This window comes from Prodigiosinella aquatilis, from assembly GCA_030388725.1.
Classification (GTDB): Bacteria; Pseudomonadota; Gammaproteobacteria; order Enterobacterales; family Enterobacteriaceae; genus Prodigiosinella; species Prodigiosinella aquatilis.
Genome location: CP128857.1, coordinates 2,232,418 through 2,252,034 on the forward strand (window position 1 = coordinate 2,232,418; position 19,617 = coordinate 2,252,034).

The 19,617-nt window shown below is 46.4% G+C and carries 17 protein-coding genes; 8 read left to right on the forward strand and 9 right to left on the reverse strand.

All coding sequences use genetic code 11. The features are described from left to right. Positions 1-21 precede the first annotated feature (21 nt). From PCO85_10470 to rnd, 3 genes are all read left to right on the forward strand, one after another. Positions 22-603: a Slp family lipoprotein gene (locus PCO85_10470; GenBank protein ID WJV55769.1), complete on the forward strand. Its 582-nt coding sequence runs from the start codon at positions 22-24 to the stop codon at positions 601-603. A 207-nt stretch (positions 604-810) separates the two neighbouring features. Next, entirely contained in the window at positions 811-2,481 is a 1,671-nt protein-coding gene (fadD, locus tag PCO85_10475) for a long-chain-fatty-acid--CoA ligase FadD (protein ID WJV55770.1), read from the forward strand. A 231-nt stretch (positions 2,482-2,712) separates the two neighbouring features. After that, entirely contained in the window at positions 2,713-3,834 is a 1,122-nt protein-coding gene (rnd, locus tag PCO85_10480) for a ribonuclease D (GenBank protein ID WJV55771.1), read from the forward strand. Between the two features lie 205 nt (positions 3,835-4,039). Here the strand turns inward: rnd and minE are convergent, their stop codons facing one another. Genes minE through minC form a run of 3 tightly spaced genes read right to left on the reverse strand, consistent with a single transcriptional unit; the run spans position 4,040 to position 5,833 of the window. Then, positions 4,040-4,309, reverse strand: coding sequence for a cell division topological specificity factor MinE (minE, locus tag PCO85_10485; protein ID WJV55772.1), 270 nt, complete (start codon positions 4,307-4,309; stop codon positions 4,040-4,042). A gap of 3 nt (positions 4,310-4,312) precedes the next feature. After that, positions 4,313-5,125: a septum site-determining protein MinD gene (minD, locus tag PCO85_10490; GenBank protein WJV55773.1), complete on the reverse strand. Its 813-nt coding sequence runs from the start codon at positions 5,123-5,125 to the stop codon at positions 4,313-4,315. A gap of 21 nt (positions 5,126-5,146) precedes the next feature. Then, positions 5,147-5,833: a septum site-determining protein MinC gene (gene minC, locus PCO85_10495; GenBank protein WJV55774.1), complete on the reverse strand. Its 687-nt coding sequence runs from the start codon at positions 5,831-5,833 to the stop codon at positions 5,147-5,149. Positions 5,834-5,969: 136 nt separating this feature from the next. Between minC and PCO85_10500 the strand changes: the two genes are divergently transcribed. The 3 genes from PCO85_10500 (at position 5,970) to PCO85_10510 (ending at position 7,819) form a co-directional block, all read left to right on the forward strand. Next, a complete protein-coding gene (locus PCO85_10500) occupies positions 5,970-6,248 on the forward strand; it encodes a YcgL domain-containing protein (GenBank protein ID WJV55775.1) in 279 nt (92 codons plus the stop codon). Between the two features lie 367 nt (positions 6,249-6,615). Further along, the gene (locus tag PCO85_10505; protein WJV55776.1) at positions 6,616-7,272 is read left to right on the forward strand and encodes a fumarylacetoacetate hydrolase family protein; all 657 of its coding nucleotides are present in this window, start codon (positions 6,616-6,618) and stop codon (positions 7,270-7,272) included. Between the two features lie 100 nt (positions 7,273-7,372). Beyond that, positions 7,373-7,819 carry a YcgN family cysteine cluster protein gene (locus PCO85_10510; protein WJV55777.1) on the forward strand — a complete coding sequence of 149 codons (447 nt, stop codon included), beginning with the start codon at positions 7,373-7,375 and terminating at the stop codon, positions 7,817-7,819. Between the two features lie 68 nt (positions 7,820-7,887). Here the strand turns inward: PCO85_10510 and PCO85_10515 are convergent, their stop codons facing one another. From PCO85_10515 to nhaB, 3 genes are all read right to left on the reverse strand, one after another. Continuing rightward, entirely contained in the window at positions 7,888-8,898 is a 1,011-nt protein-coding gene (locus PCO85_10515; GenBank protein ID WJV55778.1) for a TIGR00341 family protein, read from the reverse strand. 508 nt (positions 8,899-9,406) lie between these two features. Next, positions 9,407-9,937 carry a disulfide bond formation protein DsbB gene (gene dsbB / locus PCO85_10520; protein WJV55779.1) on the reverse strand — a complete coding sequence of 177 codons (531 nt, stop codon included), beginning with the start codon at positions 9,935-9,937 and terminating at the stop codon, positions 9,407-9,409. Between the two features lie 320 nt (positions 9,938-10,257). Further along, the gene (gene nhaB / locus PCO85_10525; protein ID WJV55780.1) at positions 10,258-11,832 is read right to left on the reverse strand and encodes a sodium/proton antiporter NhaB; all 1,575 of its coding nucleotides are present in this window, start codon (positions 11,830-11,832) and stop codon (positions 10,258-10,260) included. A 230-nt stretch (positions 11,833-12,062) separates the two neighbouring features. On the opposite strand from nhaB, the gene fadR reads away from it, so the two are divergent. After that, positions 12,063-12,782: a fatty acid metabolism transcriptional regulator FadR gene (gene fadR / locus PCO85_10530; GenBank protein WJV55781.1), complete on the forward strand. Its 720-nt coding sequence runs from the start codon at positions 12,063-12,065 to the stop codon at positions 12,780-12,782. An 85-nt stretch (positions 12,783-12,867) separates the two neighbouring features. Here fadR and PCO85_10535 read toward each other — a convergent pair whose 3' ends face one another. Further along, positions 12,868-14,403 carry a SpoVR family protein gene (locus tag PCO85_10535; GenBank protein ID WJV55782.1) on the reverse strand — a complete coding sequence of 512 codons (1,536 nt, stop codon included), beginning with the start codon at positions 14,401-14,403 and terminating at the stop codon, positions 12,868-12,870. A 287-nt stretch (positions 14,404-14,690) separates the two neighbouring features. On the opposite strand from PCO85_10535, the gene PCO85_10540 reads away from it, so the two are divergent. Beyond that, entirely contained in the window at positions 14,691-15,941 is a 1,251-nt protein-coding gene (locus PCO85_10540) for a D-amino acid dehydrogenase (GenBank protein ID WJV55783.1), read from the forward strand. A 159-nt stretch (positions 15,942-16,100) separates the two neighbouring features. On the opposite strand, the gene PCO85_10545 is transcribed toward PCO85_10540, so the two are convergent. Further along, on the reverse strand, positions 16,101-17,375 hold the full coding sequence (locus PCO85_10545; protein ID WJV55784.1) for a YeaH/YhbH family protein: 1,275 nt from the start codon (positions 17,373-17,375) through the stop codon (positions 16,101-16,103). A gap of 37 nt (positions 17,376-17,412) precedes the next feature. Then, on the reverse strand, positions 17,413-19,347 hold the full coding sequence (locus PCO85_10550; protein ID WJV55785.1) for a PrkA family serine protein kinase: 1,935 nt from the start codon (positions 19,345-19,347) through the stop codon (positions 17,413-17,415). Positions 19,348-19,617: the final 270 nt, after the last annotated feature.

Below are 19,617 nucleotides of genomic sequence, written 5' to 3' on the forward strand. Positions count from 1 at the left end.
TAATTGTGTGGTGTTCAGATCATGTATTCATCACTACGTTTCAAAATGTATGGTGTACTGCTGGTGACCAGCGGATTGTTAACTGGCTGTGTGACGGTGCCGGAAGCGATTAGGGGAACCTCTCCGACACCGCAGACTGATTTGGTTCGAGTAATGAATGCTCCCTCGTTGTACGTCGGCCAAGAGTCACGTTTCGGTGGACGAGTGGTTGGTATTCGTAATGAGGCGGATAGAACTCGCTTGGAAATCAGCAGTATGCCGCTAGATGATGGTGCTCGTCCGCGCCTGGGCGCACTCTCCGATGGGCGTTTTATTGCTTATGTAAAAGGTTTCCTCGAACCGGTGGATTTTAAAAACCAACTGGTGACAGTTGTCGGACCTATTACCGGGACAGAACAAGGCACAATTGGTCATAGGCCTTATCGTTATGTCGTAATTGATGTCCAGGGTTATAAGCGTTGGCGTGTGGTTCAACAGGTGGTTCTACCACCGCGTGCTTATGATCGGTGGTGGGGACAGCGATATCCATATGGTTGGGGACCGGGTTGGGGCGATAGTATGGAATACGGACCTGCCCAGATTGAGTCAGTAGTGACAGAATAACAATGGCGTAATGTTATTTGTTGTAGTAGAGGCGACTTCGGTCGCCTTATTTTTTTGCATTGATTGTAAGATGTTGAAATAAGTGATCGGCCTCTCAACCTGGACATTGTTTATTTTCCAATGAGCAAGTCGCGTTAAAATAATGTTAAAAGCCACTCAAGACTGGGACTGAGCATGCCACTAAGAAAAAATCTCGGGAGTGCCGTCTTGGAAAAAATTTGGTTAGCCCGTTACCCGGTCGATGTGCCGGCTGAAATTGATCCGGATCGTTATTCATCCCTGATTGAGTTGTTTGAAAATGCGGTGACACGCTATTCCGATCAACCTGCGTTTATTAATATGGGGGAGGTGATGACCTTCCGCAAGTTAGAAGAGCGCAGTCGAGCGTTTGCCGCCTATTTGCAAAACCAGCTGAAACTGCAGAAAGGTGATCGCATTGCACTGATGATGCCTAATTTATTGCAATATCCGGTGGCGTTATTCGGTGTTTTGCGTGCTGGTATGGTTGTGGTAAATATCAACCCGCTCTATACCCCTCGCGAGTTGGAGTATCAGCTTAAAGACAGCGGCGCCAGCGCTATTGTGATTGTTTCCAATTTTGCGCATACACTGGAAAAAGTGGTTTATAACACGCAAGTTAAGCACGTTATTTTGACTCGTATGGGAGATCAGCTTTCTACGGTCAAGGGGACACTGGTTAACTTTGTGGTGAAATATATCAAGCGACTGGTACCGAAATATCACCTACCGGGTGCCATCTCATTCCGTCTCGCTTTACAGCAGGGGCGCCGGCTACAGTATGTAAAGCCGGATATTACTAACGATGATCTGGCTTTTTTGCAGTACACCGGTGGTACGACCGGTATACCCAAAGGAGCGATGCTGACGCACCGCAATATGCAGGCTAATCTGATGCAGGCGAAGGCGGCCTACAGTCCGCTATTGCAAGAGGGACATGAACTGGTTGTCACCGCATTGCCGATGTATCACATTTATGCCCTGACAGTGAACTGCCTGCTGTTTGTTGAAATGGGGGGCCAGAATCTGCTGATTACCAATCCTCGAGACATCCCGGAAACGGTGAAAGAGTTCAGCCGATACTCTATTACCGCGATGACGGGTGTCAATACGCTATTCAACGCGCTGTTGAATAATCGTGAATTTCAACAACTGGATTTATCCACACTGCGTCTGTCGGTGGGCGGTGGGGCATCAGTACAGAAAACGGTGGCTGAGCGTTGGGAAAAGCTGACCGGACATCACATACTGGAAGGCTATGGACTGACAGAAAGCTCACCACTGGTAACGGGTAATCCTTATGATCTGAAACATTACAATGGCAGTATCGGTTTACCGGTGTCCTCTACCGATGTTCGCATTGTAGATGAAGATGGCAACGATGTTGAACCGGGTGAACCTGGTGAGTTATGGGTACGTGGGCCACAAGTGATGCGGGGTTATTGGCAACAGCCTGCAGCAACTGAGGATATATTGAAAGAGGGTTGGCTGCTCACCGGTGATATTGTGACCGCAGATGAACAGGGTTTTTTGCGAATTGTCGATCGCAAAAAAGACATGATTCTGGTGTCTGGTTTTAATGTTTATCCGAATGAAATTGAGGAAGTGGTCAGCCAACATCCAAAAGTGTCTGAAGTTGCCGCTATTGGCGTGCCCAGTGAGTTTTCCGGTGAGGCGGTAAAAGTTTTTGTGGTCCGCCGGGATCTCTCTCTGACGGAAGATGAACTGATTACGCACTGTCGTCGAAACCTTACGGGTTACAAAGTCCCCAGACTTTTTGAGTTTCGGGATGAATTACCGAAGTCTATGGTCGGTAAGATCCTGCGCCGGGAATTACGTAGTGATCAATCAGTCACCTGAATGATTCCTGTTATTGCGAAAAAGGTATATTGAACAGGCCTGACTGAATCAGCAGAACACGTTATGATAGCGTTATCAGTCACAGCCAGTGTTTCTAAGCAAGGGTGATACCCATTCCTTCGTATTGTGCCCATTATTGGGCAGTCTGGCTCACTATTCTGAACGCCGGTTTGACCGGCTTTATTTTTATTGTCACAACCATTTGTTGGACACAACCAAGAGAACGATGTTTTGAATTATCAGTTAATCACTACCGATGCCGGGTTACAGCAGGTTTGTATGCAGGCGCGCCGTGTCACTCATGTGGCGCTGGACACCGAATTTGTCCGCACCCGCACTTATTATCCGCAATTGGGATTGATTCAATTGTATGACGGTGATGCGCTTTCGCTTATTGATCCGCTGGTTATCAGTGATTGGACGCCGTTTAAGGCGCTGTTACAGGATGTGCAGGTAGTGAAATTCCTGCATGCGGGCAGTGAAGATCTTGAAGTGTTCCTCAATGCGTTCGGTATGACTCCCACACCTTTTATTGATACCCAGATTCTGGCGGCTTTCCTTGGCCGTCCGCTTTCTTGTGGTTTTGCAACGCTGGTAGAGGAGTATATGCAGGTTACATTGGATAAAAGCGAGTCACGCACGGATTGGATCGCTCGCCCACTAAGTGAGAAACAGTGTGACTATGCCGCCGCCGATGTGTTTTATCTGTTACCGATGGCCTTGAGACTGGTGGAGGAAGCTAAAGCAGCGGGCTGGTTAGAGGCGGCACTGGATGAATGCAAGCTGCTTTGTCAGCGTCGTCAAGAGGTTGTCGATCCAGCTCTGGCGTATCGAGATATCAATAATGCCTGGCAGTTGCGAGGGTGCCATCTGGCTTGTTTGCAGCGATTGGCCGATTGGCGGTTACGTAAAGCCAGAGAGCGTGATAGTGCGGTTAATTTTATTGTCAGAGAAGAACACCTCTGGCAGGTTGCTCGTTTCCTGCCAAATTCATTGGGTGAGATGGATTCACTGGGATTAAGCGGTCCGGAAATCCGCTATCATGGTAAAACCTTGCTAATGCTGGTGGAGGAGAGCCGTAATTTGGCCGAGGCGGATTATCCACCACCAGTAATCAATCTGATCGAATATCCTGGTTATAAAAAAGTCTTTAAAGAGATCAAGTCGCTAATTCAAAGCTGTAGTGAGCATAGTGGTTTATCTGCTGAATTGCTGGCCTCTCGCCGGCAAATTAATCGTCTGTTGAATTGGCACTGGAAATTAACACATCAGGAAAGCAAACCCGAGCTGCTTGCTGGTTGGCGTAATGAATTATTGGGTGACGCATTGCGAGAAATTTTGGCGAACTATTAATTTTTTGCCAGCGTGGGTGATATTTTATCCCATCACGAATATTCTCTGCTGCTGTCCAGTTATGGTAATTCAGAGAGAATAATTAGTCTGGCTTATTAATAGTAATGAAATTGTTCACAGAAAGGGTAAAATAAAAACAAGCAGTAACGCTAGATAAATATAGAATCCCCTGCAATTTCTGCAGGGGATAATTAGAACGGAGGGATCATTTAGGTGTTTCTTCAGGTTCTGGCAATGTCACATTCAGTTCAAGCACCGATATATCATCGCCTTTCTGTTCTAGCTGAACTGTCACCATTTCGGGATCTATCTGTACATATTTACAGATGACCTCTAAAATATCCCGCTTTAATTGCGGCAAATAATGGGGCTCACTGTCCCCCCGACGTCGTTCCGCGACAATAATTTGCAGCCGTTCCTTGGCAATATTTGCTGTCGTTTTTTTTCGGGACAGAAAAAAATCAAGTAGGGCCATTATTTATCCCCCAAAAAGTCGTTTAAGGAAACCTTTCTTCTCTTCCTCAATGAAGCGATAAGGCCGTTCTTCTCCTAACAAACGATCCACCGTATCAGCATACGCTTTCCCGGCATCGGAGTCCCCATCCAGAATGATGGGTTCACCCTGGTTTGACGCCCGGAGCACTGACTGGTCTTCCGGAATAACACCAAGCACGGGAATGCGCAGAATTTCCAGTACGTCTTCCATACTGAGCATATCACCACGATTAACGCGGCCTGGATTATAACGGGTCAGCAGCAGATGTTCTTTAATCGGTTCTTCGGAGCGTTCAGAACGACGTGATTTGGAAGAGAGGATACCCAGAATGCGATCGGAGTCGCGTACTGAAGAAACCTCCGGATTGGTGGTGATAACGGCTTCATCAGCGAAATAAAGCGCCATCAGCGCTCCAGTCTCAATACCGGCTGGCGAGTCGCAGATGATAAACTCGAACTCCATTTCGGCCAGGGTGTTAAGTACGTTTTCCACGCCATCGCGGGTTAACGCCTCTTTATCTCTGGTCTGGGAAGCGGGCAGAATGTACAGATTCTCGGTGCGTTTATCCTTGATCAATGCCTGGTTTAGAGTGGCATCACCTTGAATGACATTCACAAAATCGTAAACCACCCGGCGTTCACATCCCATAATCAGGTCAAGGTTACGAAGACCGATGTCAAAATCAATGACAACCGTCTTCTTCCCTTTTTGGGCTAAACCGGTAGCAATGGCCGCACTTGAAGTGGTCTTGCCAACGCCCCCTTTACCCGATGTAACAACAATGATGCGTGCCATAAATGATTCCTTGTCAAGGGCTTAATCTAGAGGTTTGATGTTTAGAACGTTATCCAGCAGGTTGAGATTTAACCGTGCAGCCTGTCCTAAATAGGATTCCGGTATCTGGTCACTGAGCCAGTATCGACCGGCGATGGATACCAGTTCAGCAGACAGATGCGTGCAAAAAATCTGGCTTTGAACATCGCCAGATACGCCTGCCAGGGCACGGCCCCGCATCATGCCATAAATATGTATGTTGCCGTCGGCGATCACTTCGGCGCCGGCGCTAACGCTGCTGGTGATGATAAGATCGCAGTTGCGAGCATAAATCTGTTGACCGGAACGCACCGGGGTGTTCACCACCTTGGTTTTGATTGTCGCCGTCACTGGTGCAACAGGCTCCGTCACCCGATGTTTGCCTTTCCCTTCGCTTAACAGCGGCAAACCGGCTTGTTCGATCGCCGTTTTCAACTGTATATCTTTACACCCGCTGACTCCGACAACACGTAACCCGGTGGACGAAATGGCTTGCTGCAGTTTTGTCCAGTCTGCGTCTGCAGTCAGCATCGAAATATTAATTACGACCGGCGCATTTTTAAAAAATGCGGGAGCCTGCTCGATCTTTTCTTGCAGTGCTTGATAAACCACCTCGGGTTGTTGATCATACAAATGAACAACCGATAAGGTAAAGCTACTGCCTTTTAGCTCAATTGGCGTTTGTGACATCTATCCTGACTCAGTTTCAGCATCTTTAAATCCCCGAACTAACATTCGAGGCATGATATTCCAGAGCGCTGCAAGCATGTTATAGTTACATGAATATACAGGCAAGACACCGCTTCCATTAATTAGAGTAAAAAAAATGTTTTGTGTGATCTATCGAAGCGCTAAACGCGACCAAACATATCTGTATGTCGAAAAAAAAGACGATTTTTCCCGTGTGCCGGAAACGTTAATGAAAAGTTTCGGTGAACCTCATTTGGTAATGTTATTACCGCTGAATGGCAGTAAAAAACTGGCTTCAGCCGATATAGAGAAAGTAAAGCAGTGTTTGAATGAGCAGGGATTTTATCTGCAGTTACCGCCAGTGGCAGAGAATTTATTAAATGCTCATCAGGTAAATGTAAAAGGTGATACCTGAATTATTTTAGGATAATACCTGAGAATGTAGACATAATTAGTGACTTAATTTCATTAAGTTTGTAGTCAGAATAAGTCAGGGGAAAGAGTAATATCGTTCTTTTATCTGTTTCATACTGATTTATATACAGGTGTGTCAGGCTGAAGATGCAGGATGCTATTTTACATTTTCTGTATCATATGGCGTGCTTTGTGCTCAAATATCTGGCCGGTTCCTCCCGCAGAATGTAGTGCAAACCCTTTTCAGCATATGACAGTTTTTGTACTATCATGGTTTGAGTTATTGCCTTTAATATTGCTATTGGTATCAAAGTGATGGTGTCAATGACGCAATGGTTCACTAAAATAGACAGGTCAGGAGAAGAAGCATGTATCAGCATAGAGACTGGCAGGGCGCGTTGTTGGATGTCCCGGTCAACAAGGTAGTGTGCGTGGGCAGCAACTATTCGGATCATATCCGGGAGATGGGGAGTGCAACCCCCGTTGAGCCAGTACTGTTCATTAAGCCGGAAACGGCTTTGTGCGATATGTGTCAACCTGTGGCTATTCCCAAGCATTTGGGTTCTGTACATCATGAAGTGGAGCTGGCGGTGTTGATCGGTACACCACTAAAACAGGCGGATGAAGAGCTTGTGGCGCGCTCGATTGCTGGCTATGGAGTGGCATTGGATTTGACCTTGCGTGATTTGCAGGCAAATTTCAAAAAGGCGGGGCAACCGTGGGAAAAGGCCAAAGGTTTTGATGGTTCTTGTCCTATTTCTGGCTTTATTCCCGTGTCGGAATTTGGTGACCCACAGCAGACTGAATTAGGGCTTAGTATTAACGGTGAGATGCGTCAGCAAGGGAATACACGTGACATGATCACGCCGATCCTGCCTTTGATCGCTTACATGAGCCGTTTTTTCACACTACGTGCCGGAGATATCATACTGACAGGGACACATCAGGGCGTGGGACCACTTCAATCCGGGGATATACTGACCATTACCTTAAACGAGAATACCCTGAATACCCGCGTTATATGAGCAGGATGTTGCCTGCTGTGACAACGGGTGGGGGTTTCCCTTGTTTAGCATCAATAAAACCGTTATATAGTGCTTCCCGTTTGTCACCATGGATACCTCAATGATGCAATTACCTTTTTGGGAACAAAAAACGCTGGCTGAAATGTCTGATGAGGAGTGGGAAGCTCTTTGTGACGGCTGTGGGCGTTGTTGCTTGCATAAGCTTATTGATGAGGATACCGAAGAGGTTTATTTCACCAATGTGGCATGTAATCAATTGAATATCAAAAGTTGCCAGTGTCGCAATTATTCACGTCGTTTTGAATATGAACCGGATTGCATCAAACTGACGCGAGAGAATTTAGTCACGTTCAATTGGCTACCGGAAACGTGCGCTTATCGTCTGGTCCATGAAGGGAAAAGCCTGCCACATTGGCATCCACTGATTGTTGGCTCAAAGGCGGCGATGCACCAGGCACAAATATCGGTACGCTATATTGCCGTACGGGAAAACGACGTGGTGGACTGGCAAGACCATATCCTCAACAAGCCTGATTGGGCACGTTGACTATCTGATTTATATAGTGTTTTTGATTACATAGAATATGCGTGGGGCATGTTTTTTCCCCATCCTATTCAACCCTTGTGTACTAGCAGGATTATGCCGACCAGCACCGCCAACAGGACAATCGATAGCGCAATCGCAATACGCGTGGCTTTCTTGGCCTGAACCTTATCCCACCAGTTCGTCGGTTTGATACCCTGTATCAAAAACGTCGTTACTCCCGCCAGATTCACACAAATCAAGTTCACCAGAAACAGCGAAAGGGCTCCCATGGCCAAGGTAGGATGCCCACCACCAAACAGCAGACCTGAGGTCACTAGTGGCGGCAACATTGCTACCGCCACCATGACGCCAATCAATGCAGTCGATACTCCCGTTGTGAATGCCAATGCGCCTGCGCAGCCGGACGCCAGTGCCAGCACGATGTCGCCCAGACCTACCTGAGTGCGCAACACTAATTCGGACAATGTTGGGTCCACGTCCAAAAGCAAACCGATGAGTACGGACAGTGCCAATGCCGCCACATTCCCTGCCAACGCCGTCAGGAGCCCTTTCCGAAGCAGTGACACATCGCCTAATGTAATGCCGAGCGACAGCGCAATATTTGGACCGAGCAGTGGCGCGATGACCATGGCTCCGATAATAACCGCCACGCTGTTGTGGTACAGGCCGATCGCCGCCACCACCGTGGACAGCGCCACCAGTGCCATATAGACTCGTGACAATTGCGCGCCGTTCTTAATGTCTTCATATAACTCCTCACGGCCGATCCGCTCGGGCGTTTTTTCTTCTGGCGCAGATGGTTCGGGCGCGGCAGTTTCCTCTGGTTCCACCTGGGCGCGTGGCAATGTCGCTTCGACCGGCAGGACCATTACCCGGTAGCCCTCTCTGCCGGTGTATTGTTTCTCCAGTAAATCCAATACCGTTTCACTTTGCACTGCATCCAACAGAATGCGCACCAGCACTTCGTCATCGGTCAACCGGATATGTCGGTGTTCAAGTACCTTGCAATCCTTAAGAAGCTCGCGGACGTCGCCGCTATCCCTCTCCTGCAACACCAATTCGAGCAAGCGTAGCGCCATTGAGTCTCTCCCTTTTGATGCACGACCGAGTCAGGCTGTCACCGTATTGTTATCTGTTTTAGCAATTCCCACACGGGTAACGCTGTGTTACTTCTTCCCGATGGAAATTCCACTCTTATCAGCGTTAATCTCAATGCCAGTCGTTCTCTAGCGCTTCAATTATAAATAATAGCTCGGCTAAGAGCTTACCGCCTCGCCAAGACGTTGCACTCTGATCTGAATCCCGGAAATAAGGTGGCAGGGAACGGTTCAAGGCAAAATAGTAGTCAATCATAAGAGAACAATATGCTAAATGTTCAAATAGAAGTCTCAGATGTGATAACTCAGGATCACCTTGGCCCAATTGAACACGGGTTGAATATCTTTAACGATGAAATGACAAATAGTAGTGACAGGAAACTGCTATCAAGCTCTAGCCAAAGGGGATCTGATCAACGTTTTTTAATGCTATCTATGTTCAATAAACATGATTGGGCATAAATAGTGCCCAATCATGGCGGGGAGTGGATTAACGCCCGAAAAGGTCACGCCGTTTAGGCCGGAAAGGTTGTGCAACCAAGACCAGTACAGCGACCAGCAGATAGGCACCAAAGATCACTATCATCCATTGTGGCATTTCCAGATTCATAAAATGCCATTGACGTTCAGCACAGTCTCCGGTAGCGCTGAAAATAGCAGGTAGCCATTTATCCAGCGGTAGCCAGGATGGAAAACTGACAAAGAAGTCACAGGTGTTAAATGGTGAAGGATGCAATTGAACATCAGTATGCTTTATGGCCAGCCCCAAGCCTTCTGCCGCACTGTATATCCATAATGCAATAGCGGGATAGCGCAGAAGAGTTGATGGAGCAATAGCTCCCACCAGACCGGCACCCATAATGCCAAACAACGCACTACGTTGATAAATGCACAGTACACAGGGTTTCAGTAGCATCACATGCTGGAAGTAAAGCGCGACCAATTCAAGGACAAAGGCCGTTAATGCCATTAGTAGCCAAGTGCCGCGCTTACGGGAGCAACGGTTCAAAAATCGCAACATAACAAAAATTCCATACTAGAAACAATCGAATTGGTAGTGGAAACTCACTGCCATCATGTAAAACTTATCCCATTAGGACGCAATCGTTTACCATATTGAATCAGATCATACTCATGCAACAACGACTGTTTTCTAATGTCAGAAAGATATTTTTCTGGTGCGCCTGGGTGTTGTGATCATTATCAAGTGGCTGTGTCAACAACGCCTGACAGGATAGGCTTTTGCTGCGTAAAATCACGTTGGTTTTCAATACTGCCTGAGGCAGGACCGGTACTAATATTACCAGTCCTGCCCCACACTATATATACAATTTATCTGGATTAATGACCGACTGATAAAGGAATTGTCGGATAGGTAATCCATTGCAATTTCAAAAAGATATCGGTAAGTGGGACCAGTGTATACTCGACGCACAGCAAACCGACCAGTGTCATCGTTATGGCGTAAGGTAGCGCCATCCAAACCATTCGGCCATAAGAGAGACGGATCAAGGGGGCCAATGTAGATGTCAACAGAAACAGAAATGCCGCCTGACCATTTGGTGTTGCCACTGATGGTAGATTGGTCCCGGTATTAATGGCCACGGCCAACAATTCAAACTGTTGCAGAGAAATGCTTCCTTGCTCGTAGGCGTGCCGCGCTTCATTGATATAAACCGAACCCACAAACACGTTATCTGAAATAGATGACAGTAGACCATTGAACAGATAAAACAACGTCATCTGTGAACTGGAAGATGATCGCAAGACAAAATTAATGATAGGGCTAAACAAATGCTGATCAATGATCACTGCCACAATAGTAAAAAAGACTGTCAGCAGGGCGGTAAAAGGTAGCGCATCCTGGAAGGCTTTCCCGATAGCATGTTCTTCCGTGATGCCGCCGAGCGAAGTGGCCAGGATAATCACCGATAGGCCAATTAATCCTACTTCAGCAAAATGAAACGCCAGCGCGATAATCAACCAGATGCCAATGAGAGCCTGTATTACCAGACGAGCACGATCCTGTGACGTACGTTTGGCTGTTGCTTCCCGGTCATAGTCTTGCAGCACATTGCGCACAATGGCGGGCAATGTACTGCCGTACCCAAACAGCTTAAAGCGTTCAACCAGAATACAAATCAGAATGCCGGATAAGAATACTGGCATGGTAACAGGGGTCATCCGCAGAAAGAAACTGACGAAATCCCAACCCGCGCTTTTGGCAATAATCAGGTTTTGCGGTTCGCCCACCATGGTCATCACACCTCCCAATGCTGTGCCAACACCGGCATGCATCAACAGGCTGCGTAGGAAGCTGCGAAACTGTTCTAGTGATTGTTTATGCGCATCTTCTGTCAGGCCGCTATCATCATTGATATCCGTGTACTCACCCTGACTTGAGGCAAATCGATGATAAATATCATAAAAACCAACTGCTACGCTAATAATAACCGCAATCACGGTCAATGCATCCAGAAATGCGGAAAGAAACGCTGCCGCAATACAGAAGGCAAGAGATAACCCAATTTTTGAATGGATATTTAGTAGCAAGCGGGTAAACACAAACAGCAACAGCTGTTTCATAAAGTAGATGCCGGCAACCATAAATACTAACAATAATAAAACTTCAATGTTGCCAGTGACTTCATGCCACACTTGGTCTGGGTTGGTCATGCCAATGAATATCGCTTCCAGTGCCAGTAATCCGCCTGGCTGCAAGGGGTAACATTTTAATGCCATGGCCAGAGTGAAAATAAATTCGATGACGAGCAACCACCCGGCAGCGAAAGTACTGACAAAAAAGAACAGCAATGGGTTTATAACTAGAAACAGCAGTATGGTGAGTTTGTACCAGTCTGGTGATTTACCTAAAAAATTCTTGAGGAGAATACTGTGAACAGGTATGTCCAACATTGTCGTGTTTTTTCCCTTACCGTTAAAATTGTTTAACAATATAAATTGTATTTGAAGAAATTTATATCAGAATGGAAAGTATATCCCTGTTTGTTTGAATGGAATTGTCTTTAATCACAGTTTTTATGTCGAATTTGTCTTTTAAAGTCCTGTATGCTATGTGCTGAAGAGTTCGTTTGGTATGATGATGTTGACTTTCATTGGTAAACATCGCTACGGAATATAAACTTATGGTTATAAAGGCGCAAAGTCCGGCGGGATTCGCGGAAGAGTATATTATTGAAAGTATATGGAATAATCGATTTCCTCCTGGGTCCATTCTGCCGGCAGAAAGGGAGCTTTCCGAACTGATAGGCGTGACACGTACTACGCTGCGTGAAGTATTGCAGCGGTTGTCGCGTGATGGCTGGTTAACAATCCGGCACGGTAAGCCAACAAAAATCAATAACTTTTGGGAAACGTCAGGTCTCAATATTCTTGAGACACTGGCTCGACTGGATCACGACAGCGTTCCACAATTGATCGACAATCTGTTAGCTGTTCGTACCAATATCGCCGGAATTTTTATTCGCACGGCATTGAGGATTAATCCAGCACAAGCCCAGGAAGTTCTTAAGCCAGTTGAATCAGTAAATGATAGCGCTGATGCTGTCGCTGAACTGGATTACGATATTTTCCGTGGGCTGGCATTTGCTTCCGGCAATCCGATATATGGGCTAATTCTGAATGGATTAAAAGGGATGTATTTACGCGTTGGGCGTTACTATTTCTCTAACCCGGATGCGCGTAAGCTGGCGTTGGCATTCTATCGTCGGTTGGATGCCATGTGCCATGATGGGCTTTATGAGCAAGTATTAGAGACAGTTCGTCATTATGGCAAGGAAAGCAGTGTGATTTGGCACAGTATGCAGAGTGCGATCCCACACGATCTGGCGGAAGGTCATCGATAGTCGTCAGAAGGCAATAATAACGGGGGAATCTGCACTGCAGACTCCCCCGTTTATCGTTGTGTACGTTAATATAACGCCAAACTAGCTATAGCGGATTATTCCGAGGCGGACAGCGTTCTAACAGTTCGATATTGCCATCTTCGTTCATTTGCTCCATATAAACGTCAAACCCCCACAGTCGGTATATGTGTTTCATCACTTCATGCGCGCTTTTATCCAGTGGCGCCCGGTTCTGTGGAACGTAGCGCAGTGTCAATGAACGGTTGCCTCGTAAATCCACATTCCAAATCTGAATATTAGGTTCTATATTACTCAGATTGTATTGGGCAGAGAGTTCCTGCCGAATTTTGTGATAGCCTTTTTCATCATGGATTGCCGCAATTTCGAGGTAATTGTTGTTGTCGTCATCCAATACGGTAAACAGACGGAAATCACGCATTATCTTGGGTGACAGGAACTGACTGATGAAACTTTCATCCTTAAAATTCTGCATGGCGAAGTGCAGGGTATCTAACCAGTCCTTGCCAGCAGTATCCGGAAACCAATAGCGATCTTCATCCGTTGGATTCTGGCAGATGCGTTTGATATCCTGGAACATGGCAAAGCCCAATGCATACGGATTAATACCATTGTAGTAAGGGCTATTGTAAGGCGGCTGGTAAATGACATTAGTATGGCTGTGCAGAAATTCCATCATAAAACGATCAGATACCCGCCCCTCATCATAGAGGTGATTAAGGATGGTGTAGTGCCAGAATGTGGCCCAACCTTCGTTCATAACCTGTGTTTGTTTTTGCGGATAATAGTACTGGCTTATTTTCCGCACGATACGAAGTATTTCACGCTGCCATGGTTCAAGTAACGGCGCATTTTTCTCCATAAAGTAAAGCAGATTTTCCTGAGGTTCTGATGGGAAACGACGTGATTTTTCTGGTGAGATTTCCTGCTCTTTGCGTGGAAGCGTCTTCCACAAATCATTGACCTGACTTTGCAGGTAAGCTTCACGGCTTTTTTGACGTGACTTTTCTTCTTCCAGTGAGATCTTTTGTGGGCGTTTGTAGCGGTCAACACCGTAGCTCATCAATGCATGACAAGAATCTAATAGCCGTTCGACTTCATTAACACCATAACGCTCTTCACACTGTGCAATATACTGACGGGCAAATATTAAGTAATCAATGATTGAACTGGCATCGGTCCAACTACGAAACAGATAATTTCCTTTGAAGAAAGAATTGTGTCCATAACAGGCATGGGCTATTACCAACGCTTGCATTGTCATGGTATTTTCTTCCATCAGGTAGGCGATGCAAGGATCAGAGTTGATAACGATTTCATACGCTAGCCCTTGCTGACCATGCTTGTAGCGCTGTTCTGTTTCAATAAATTTCTTACCAAATGACCAGTGCGCATAATTGATGGGCATTCCAATACTGGAATAGGCATCCATCATTTGTTCGGAGGTGATTACTTCGATTTGGTGGGGATAGGTATCCAACCGGTACAGTTTGGCTACCCGATCTATCTCATCCAAATAGATTTGCAATAAATCGAACGTCCAGTCAGGTCCATCATTCAGACGTTGTGGGTTTTGTATCCGATCATCAATCGTTATAGCCATCAGTGCGCCCCTCACAATTGCTGTCATCACATTATCGTGCCGACATGACTAAATCGTAGTTCAATCTGGGAAAAATGATGGTAAATCGGTAGTTTGGCAGAAAAAGCAAGTTAGGATCGGTGCTTAATCATACGTCCAGTCTACTGTCGCTCATAATAGATAAAAACTATATCTGCAATTGATGACAATTATTATCTAAATGCTAAAGTAGTCTTTTATTCCAGTATTAGAGCCTTTACTCAGCAGATTTCGCGGCAAAAAAGCAAAGGGTAGGGAGATAAGTAACGATGAAGGTGGTTATTCTAGGGAGTGGTGTTGTTGGTGTCAGTTCGGCCTGGTATCTAACACAGGCAGGGCACGATGTTACTGTTATTGACCGGCAGCCAGAACCAGCACAGGAAACCAGTGCCGGTAACGCCGGACAGATTTCTCCCGGTTACTCTGCCCCCTGGGCTGCGCCGGGTATACCGATTAAAGCGATCAAATGGTTGTTTCAACGCCATGCACCATTGGCTATTCGTCCCGATTTTTCGACAGAACAATTGCGTTGGATGTGGCAAATGTTGCTCAACTGTGACACTTCGCATTACAAGATTAATAAGGCTCGGATGGTCCGACTGGCGGAATACAGTCGTGATTGCTTGCAGGTATTACGTGAAAAAACAGCTATTCATTATGAAGGCCGGCAGGGCGGGACATTGCAGTTGTTTCGTACCCAGCAGCAATATGAGAACGCTTACCGTGATATCGCGGTGTTGCAGGATGCAGGCGTTCCCTATCAATTGCTGGAGGCATCCGAACTGATAACAGTAGAGCCTGCTTTGGCCGGTGTCAGTCACCGTCTGACTGGGGGATTGCGCTTGCCTCATGACGAAACTGGTGACTGCCAGCTGTTTACCAAACAACTGGCGCAGATGGCGGCGGCGGCAGGCGTAACGTTTCGTTTCGGTCGTACTGTCCAGTACCTGGAAGTCGCGGGGCAGCGGGTTGCCGGCGTGCAATGCGATGGCGAAAAAATCACTGCTGATGCTTATGTCGTGGCATGTGGTTCTTATTCCGCCAATTTACTGCAGCAGTGGTTCAAAATCCCGGTCTATCCTTTGAAAGGTTACTCTTTGACTATTCCGTTAACGGATGAAGCGAGTGCACCGGTTTCTACTGTACTGGATGAAACCTATAAAGTTGCTATTACCCGTTTTGATCAACGTATTCGTGTCGGGGGTATGGCAGAGATTTCTGGGTTTGATCTTTCGCTGAATCCTAAGCGGCGTGAAACGCTGGAGATGGTGGTCCGCGATCTATACCCTCATTGCGGATCGATAGAGCAGGCAACGTTTTGGACCGGTCTGCGACCGATGACTCCAGATGGTACTCCGCTGGTTGGGCGTTCGCCGCTGCAAAATCTGTATCTAAATACGGGCCATGGTACATTGGGATGGACCATGGCCTGTGGCTCGGGGCAACTCTTGGCGGATATTATCTCTGAAAAAACACCGGATATTGAATCAGATGACCTATCATTTTTCCGTTATGCTTAATCTTCCCGTGTTGCGTTGACCGGCGATTTTATGCGCTATCTGCAAATAGGTTACATATTGAAATATAAAACAGAAGTCGCTTGGTTGAAGAATGATTAAACTGAGATGAATAATTGAGAGATGGTCAGCCAGCACGATCCAATGCTGGCTGATAACTGATTATTTTTCAACTGTTTGTTTATGGAACAATTCCCGAAACACTGGGTAGATATCAGCCTGATCACGGATATGTTGCATGGCAAAGTTATCAAATTTATCCCGCAGCAGTTCATATTCTCGCCACAAGGTTTGATGAGAACGGCGAGTAATCTCTATGTAGCTATAATACCGTACTATTGGCAGCAGATGGGTAGCCAACAGATCATGGCATAGCGGTGAGTCATCAGCCCAATTGTCGCCATCTGAAGCTTGTGCTGCATAAATGTTCCACTGTGCAGGGTCGTAACGCTCTTTTACTACTTCCTCCATCAATCTCAGTGCGCTGGAGACAATTGTGCCTCCGGTTTCCTGTGAGTAGAAAAATTCCTGCTCGTCGACCTCTTTGGCCTGCGTATGGTGGCGAATATATATCACCTCAACATTTTTATAGGTTCTACTGAGGAACAGGTACAGCAGAATATAAAAGCGCTTGGCAATATCTTTTGTTGCCTGGTCCATTGACCCTGACACATCCATCAGACAGAACATGACGGCCTGGCTCGAAGGTTCGGGTCGCCGCTCATAGTTTTTGTAACGTAGATCAAAGCTGTCAATAAATGGCACTCTGTCAATACGTTGACGTAGCTCGGCAATTTCCTTACGCAGACGTTCTTCTTCCAGTAATTGCACTGGCTCGGTATTTTCCAGTAACGCGAGGTCTTCTTCCCGTTGATGCAGTTCACGGCGTTTCCCAGCAGTCATTGCCATTCGACGGGCGAGGGAGTTTTGCAGTGAACGTACTACGCTGATATTGGCAGGAACACCATTGGCGGTGTAGCCTGCCCGATGTGTTTTATATTCAGTCAACTGTTGGTGCTGGTTTTTTTTCAAGTTTGGTAGTGCCAGATCCTCAAACAACAGGTCAAGATATTCATCTTTTGAAATCTGAAAGACAAATTCATCTTGCCCTTCACCGTCCTGGCTGGCGTCCCCTTGACCAGAACCGCTGCCACCTCCGCTCGGTGGCCGCTCGACCTTGTCATTCTCGACAAAGTGGTCATTGCCTGGATGGACACGATGGCGTACACCTCCCTGGCCTTGATGGAACGTCGGCTCGCTGATATCTGCATTAGGAATCGAGATGGATTCCCCGTTATCTATATCGGTTACCGAACGCTTGTTGATGGCCTCGGAAATCGACTGTTTTATTTGCGACTTGTAACGGCGTAAAAAGCGCTGGCGGTTAACCGCGCTTTTGTTTTTTCCGTTTAGCCGTCGATCAATGAAATAGGCCATGATTCCCCCAAACGATGTTGCCTGGCGATATGCTGCATCAAGACGACTTCCTCACACGCAGATACCATTCGCACAACAAGCGAACCTGTTTCCGGGTGTAGCCTTTTTCCATCATGCGGTCAACGAAGTCATCATGTTTTTTCTGTTCATCTGTCGAGGTTTTGGTATTAAACGAAATGACCGGCAACAACTCTTCCGTGTTGGAGAACATTTTTTTCTCAATGACGGTACGCAATTTCTCATAACTGGTCCAGTTTGGATTATGCCCATTGTTGTTGGCTCGGGCACGCAGCACAAAATTGACAATTTCGTTACGAAAATCTTTTGGATTGCTGATACCAGCCGGTTTTTCGATTTTTTCCAGCTCGGCGTTAAGCGATTCACGATCAAACAATTGTCCGGTATCTGGATCGCGGTATTCTTGGTCCTGAATCCAGAAGTCGGCGTAGGTGACATAGCGATCGAAAATATTTTGTCCATATTCCGAGTAGGATTCGAGATAGGCAGTCTGAATTTCTTTGCCAATAAATTCCGCATATTTTGGAATCAGATAGCCTTTCAGATACTCCAGATATTTTTCCGCTATATCTTGTGGGAATTGTTCGCGCTCAATCTGTTGCTCTAACACATAAAACAGATGTACTGGATTTGCCGCCACTTCACCGTGATCGAAGTTAAATACTCGAGAAAGAATTTTGAAGGCGAAGCGGGTGGAAAGGCCAGTCATTCCCTCGTCCACACCGGCATAGTCACGGTATTCCTGATACGATTTTGATTTTGGGTCAGTATCTTTCAGACTTTCACCATCATAGACCCGCATTTTTGAATAGAGGCTGGAGTTTTCCGGGTCTTTAAGTCGCGACAATATGGAGAAACGAGCCAGCATTTCCAGCGTGCCAGGTGCACAAGGAGAATTTGATAATTCACTGTTTTTCAGTAATTTATCGTAAATTTTAACCTCTTCAGACACTCTCAGGCAATAAGGTACTTTTACGATATAAACACGGTCAAGAAAGGCCTCATTGTTTTTATTATTACGGAATTGTACCCATTCGGATTCGTTGGAGTGGGCCAGAATAATACCGTTGAATGGCAGGGCCGCGATGCCTTCCGTACCGTTATAGTTGCCTTCCTGAGTGGCAGTCAACAATGGATGCAGCACTTTAATCGGTGCTTTGAACATTTCCACGAACTCCATTATGCCTTGGTTGGCACGGCACAATGCACCGGAATACCCGTAGGCATCGGGATCGTTTTGAGCATAATGTTCCAGTTTGCGGATGTCTACTTTGCCGACCAATGCTGAAATATCTTGATTGTTTTCATCGCCAGGTTCGGTTTTGGCAATAGCCAGTTGGCCCAAAATTGACGGCCACACCTTAACGACACGGAATTTGGTAACGTCTCCGCCAAACTCCTGCAGGCGTTTAGCTGCCCATGGAGACATGATTGTGCCGAGATAGCGACGGGGAATGTTGTACTCTTTTTCCAGAATAGAGGCGTCTTCCTGTGGATTAAACAGACTTAGCGGATGATCGTTAACCGGACTCCGTTCGCCATTGGCGCTGAGCACATAAATTGGCACTCGCTGCATCAGTACTTTTAGGCGTTCCGCCAAGGATGATTTACCCCCACCAACCGGGCCCAGCAAATAGAGAATCTGTTTTTTCTCTTCCAAACCCTGTGAAGCATGTCTGAGATAAGACACGATCTGTTCAATCGCTTCCTCCATGCCATAGAATTCTTCAAACGCAGGATACCGGGCAATCACCCGGTTAGAAAATAAACGGGACAGACGCGATTCCTGTGCGGTGTCCACCATTACTGGATCGCCAATGGCCATTAATAACCGTTCGGCAGCATTTGCATACGCACTGCGATCCTGCTGACAGATGGCAAGAAATTCCTGCAGAGTGAACTCTTCATCTTTGGCAGCGTCGTAGCGCTGACGGTAGTGATCAAATATGTTCATAGCGATGCCCGTCCTTCGTCGATTAACACAGAGTAAGAGAGCGAATAGAATGTATGTGGCCTATATAATGGTTGGCTCTCCCAAAAGAAGAAACTCTCTCTGAGTACAGCAACCCTTATGCCAACTTGTGGTGCAGAGTGCTGTGATAATAAATTTACAGCATGAACTCAAGGAAAATTTCTCCTTCTGTTTAAAGCGTAGTTTGCATCCGTGAAATTTCCTCTATTCTCCTAACATTTTTTAAGATATTTCAATGACTCACTTCAGTAG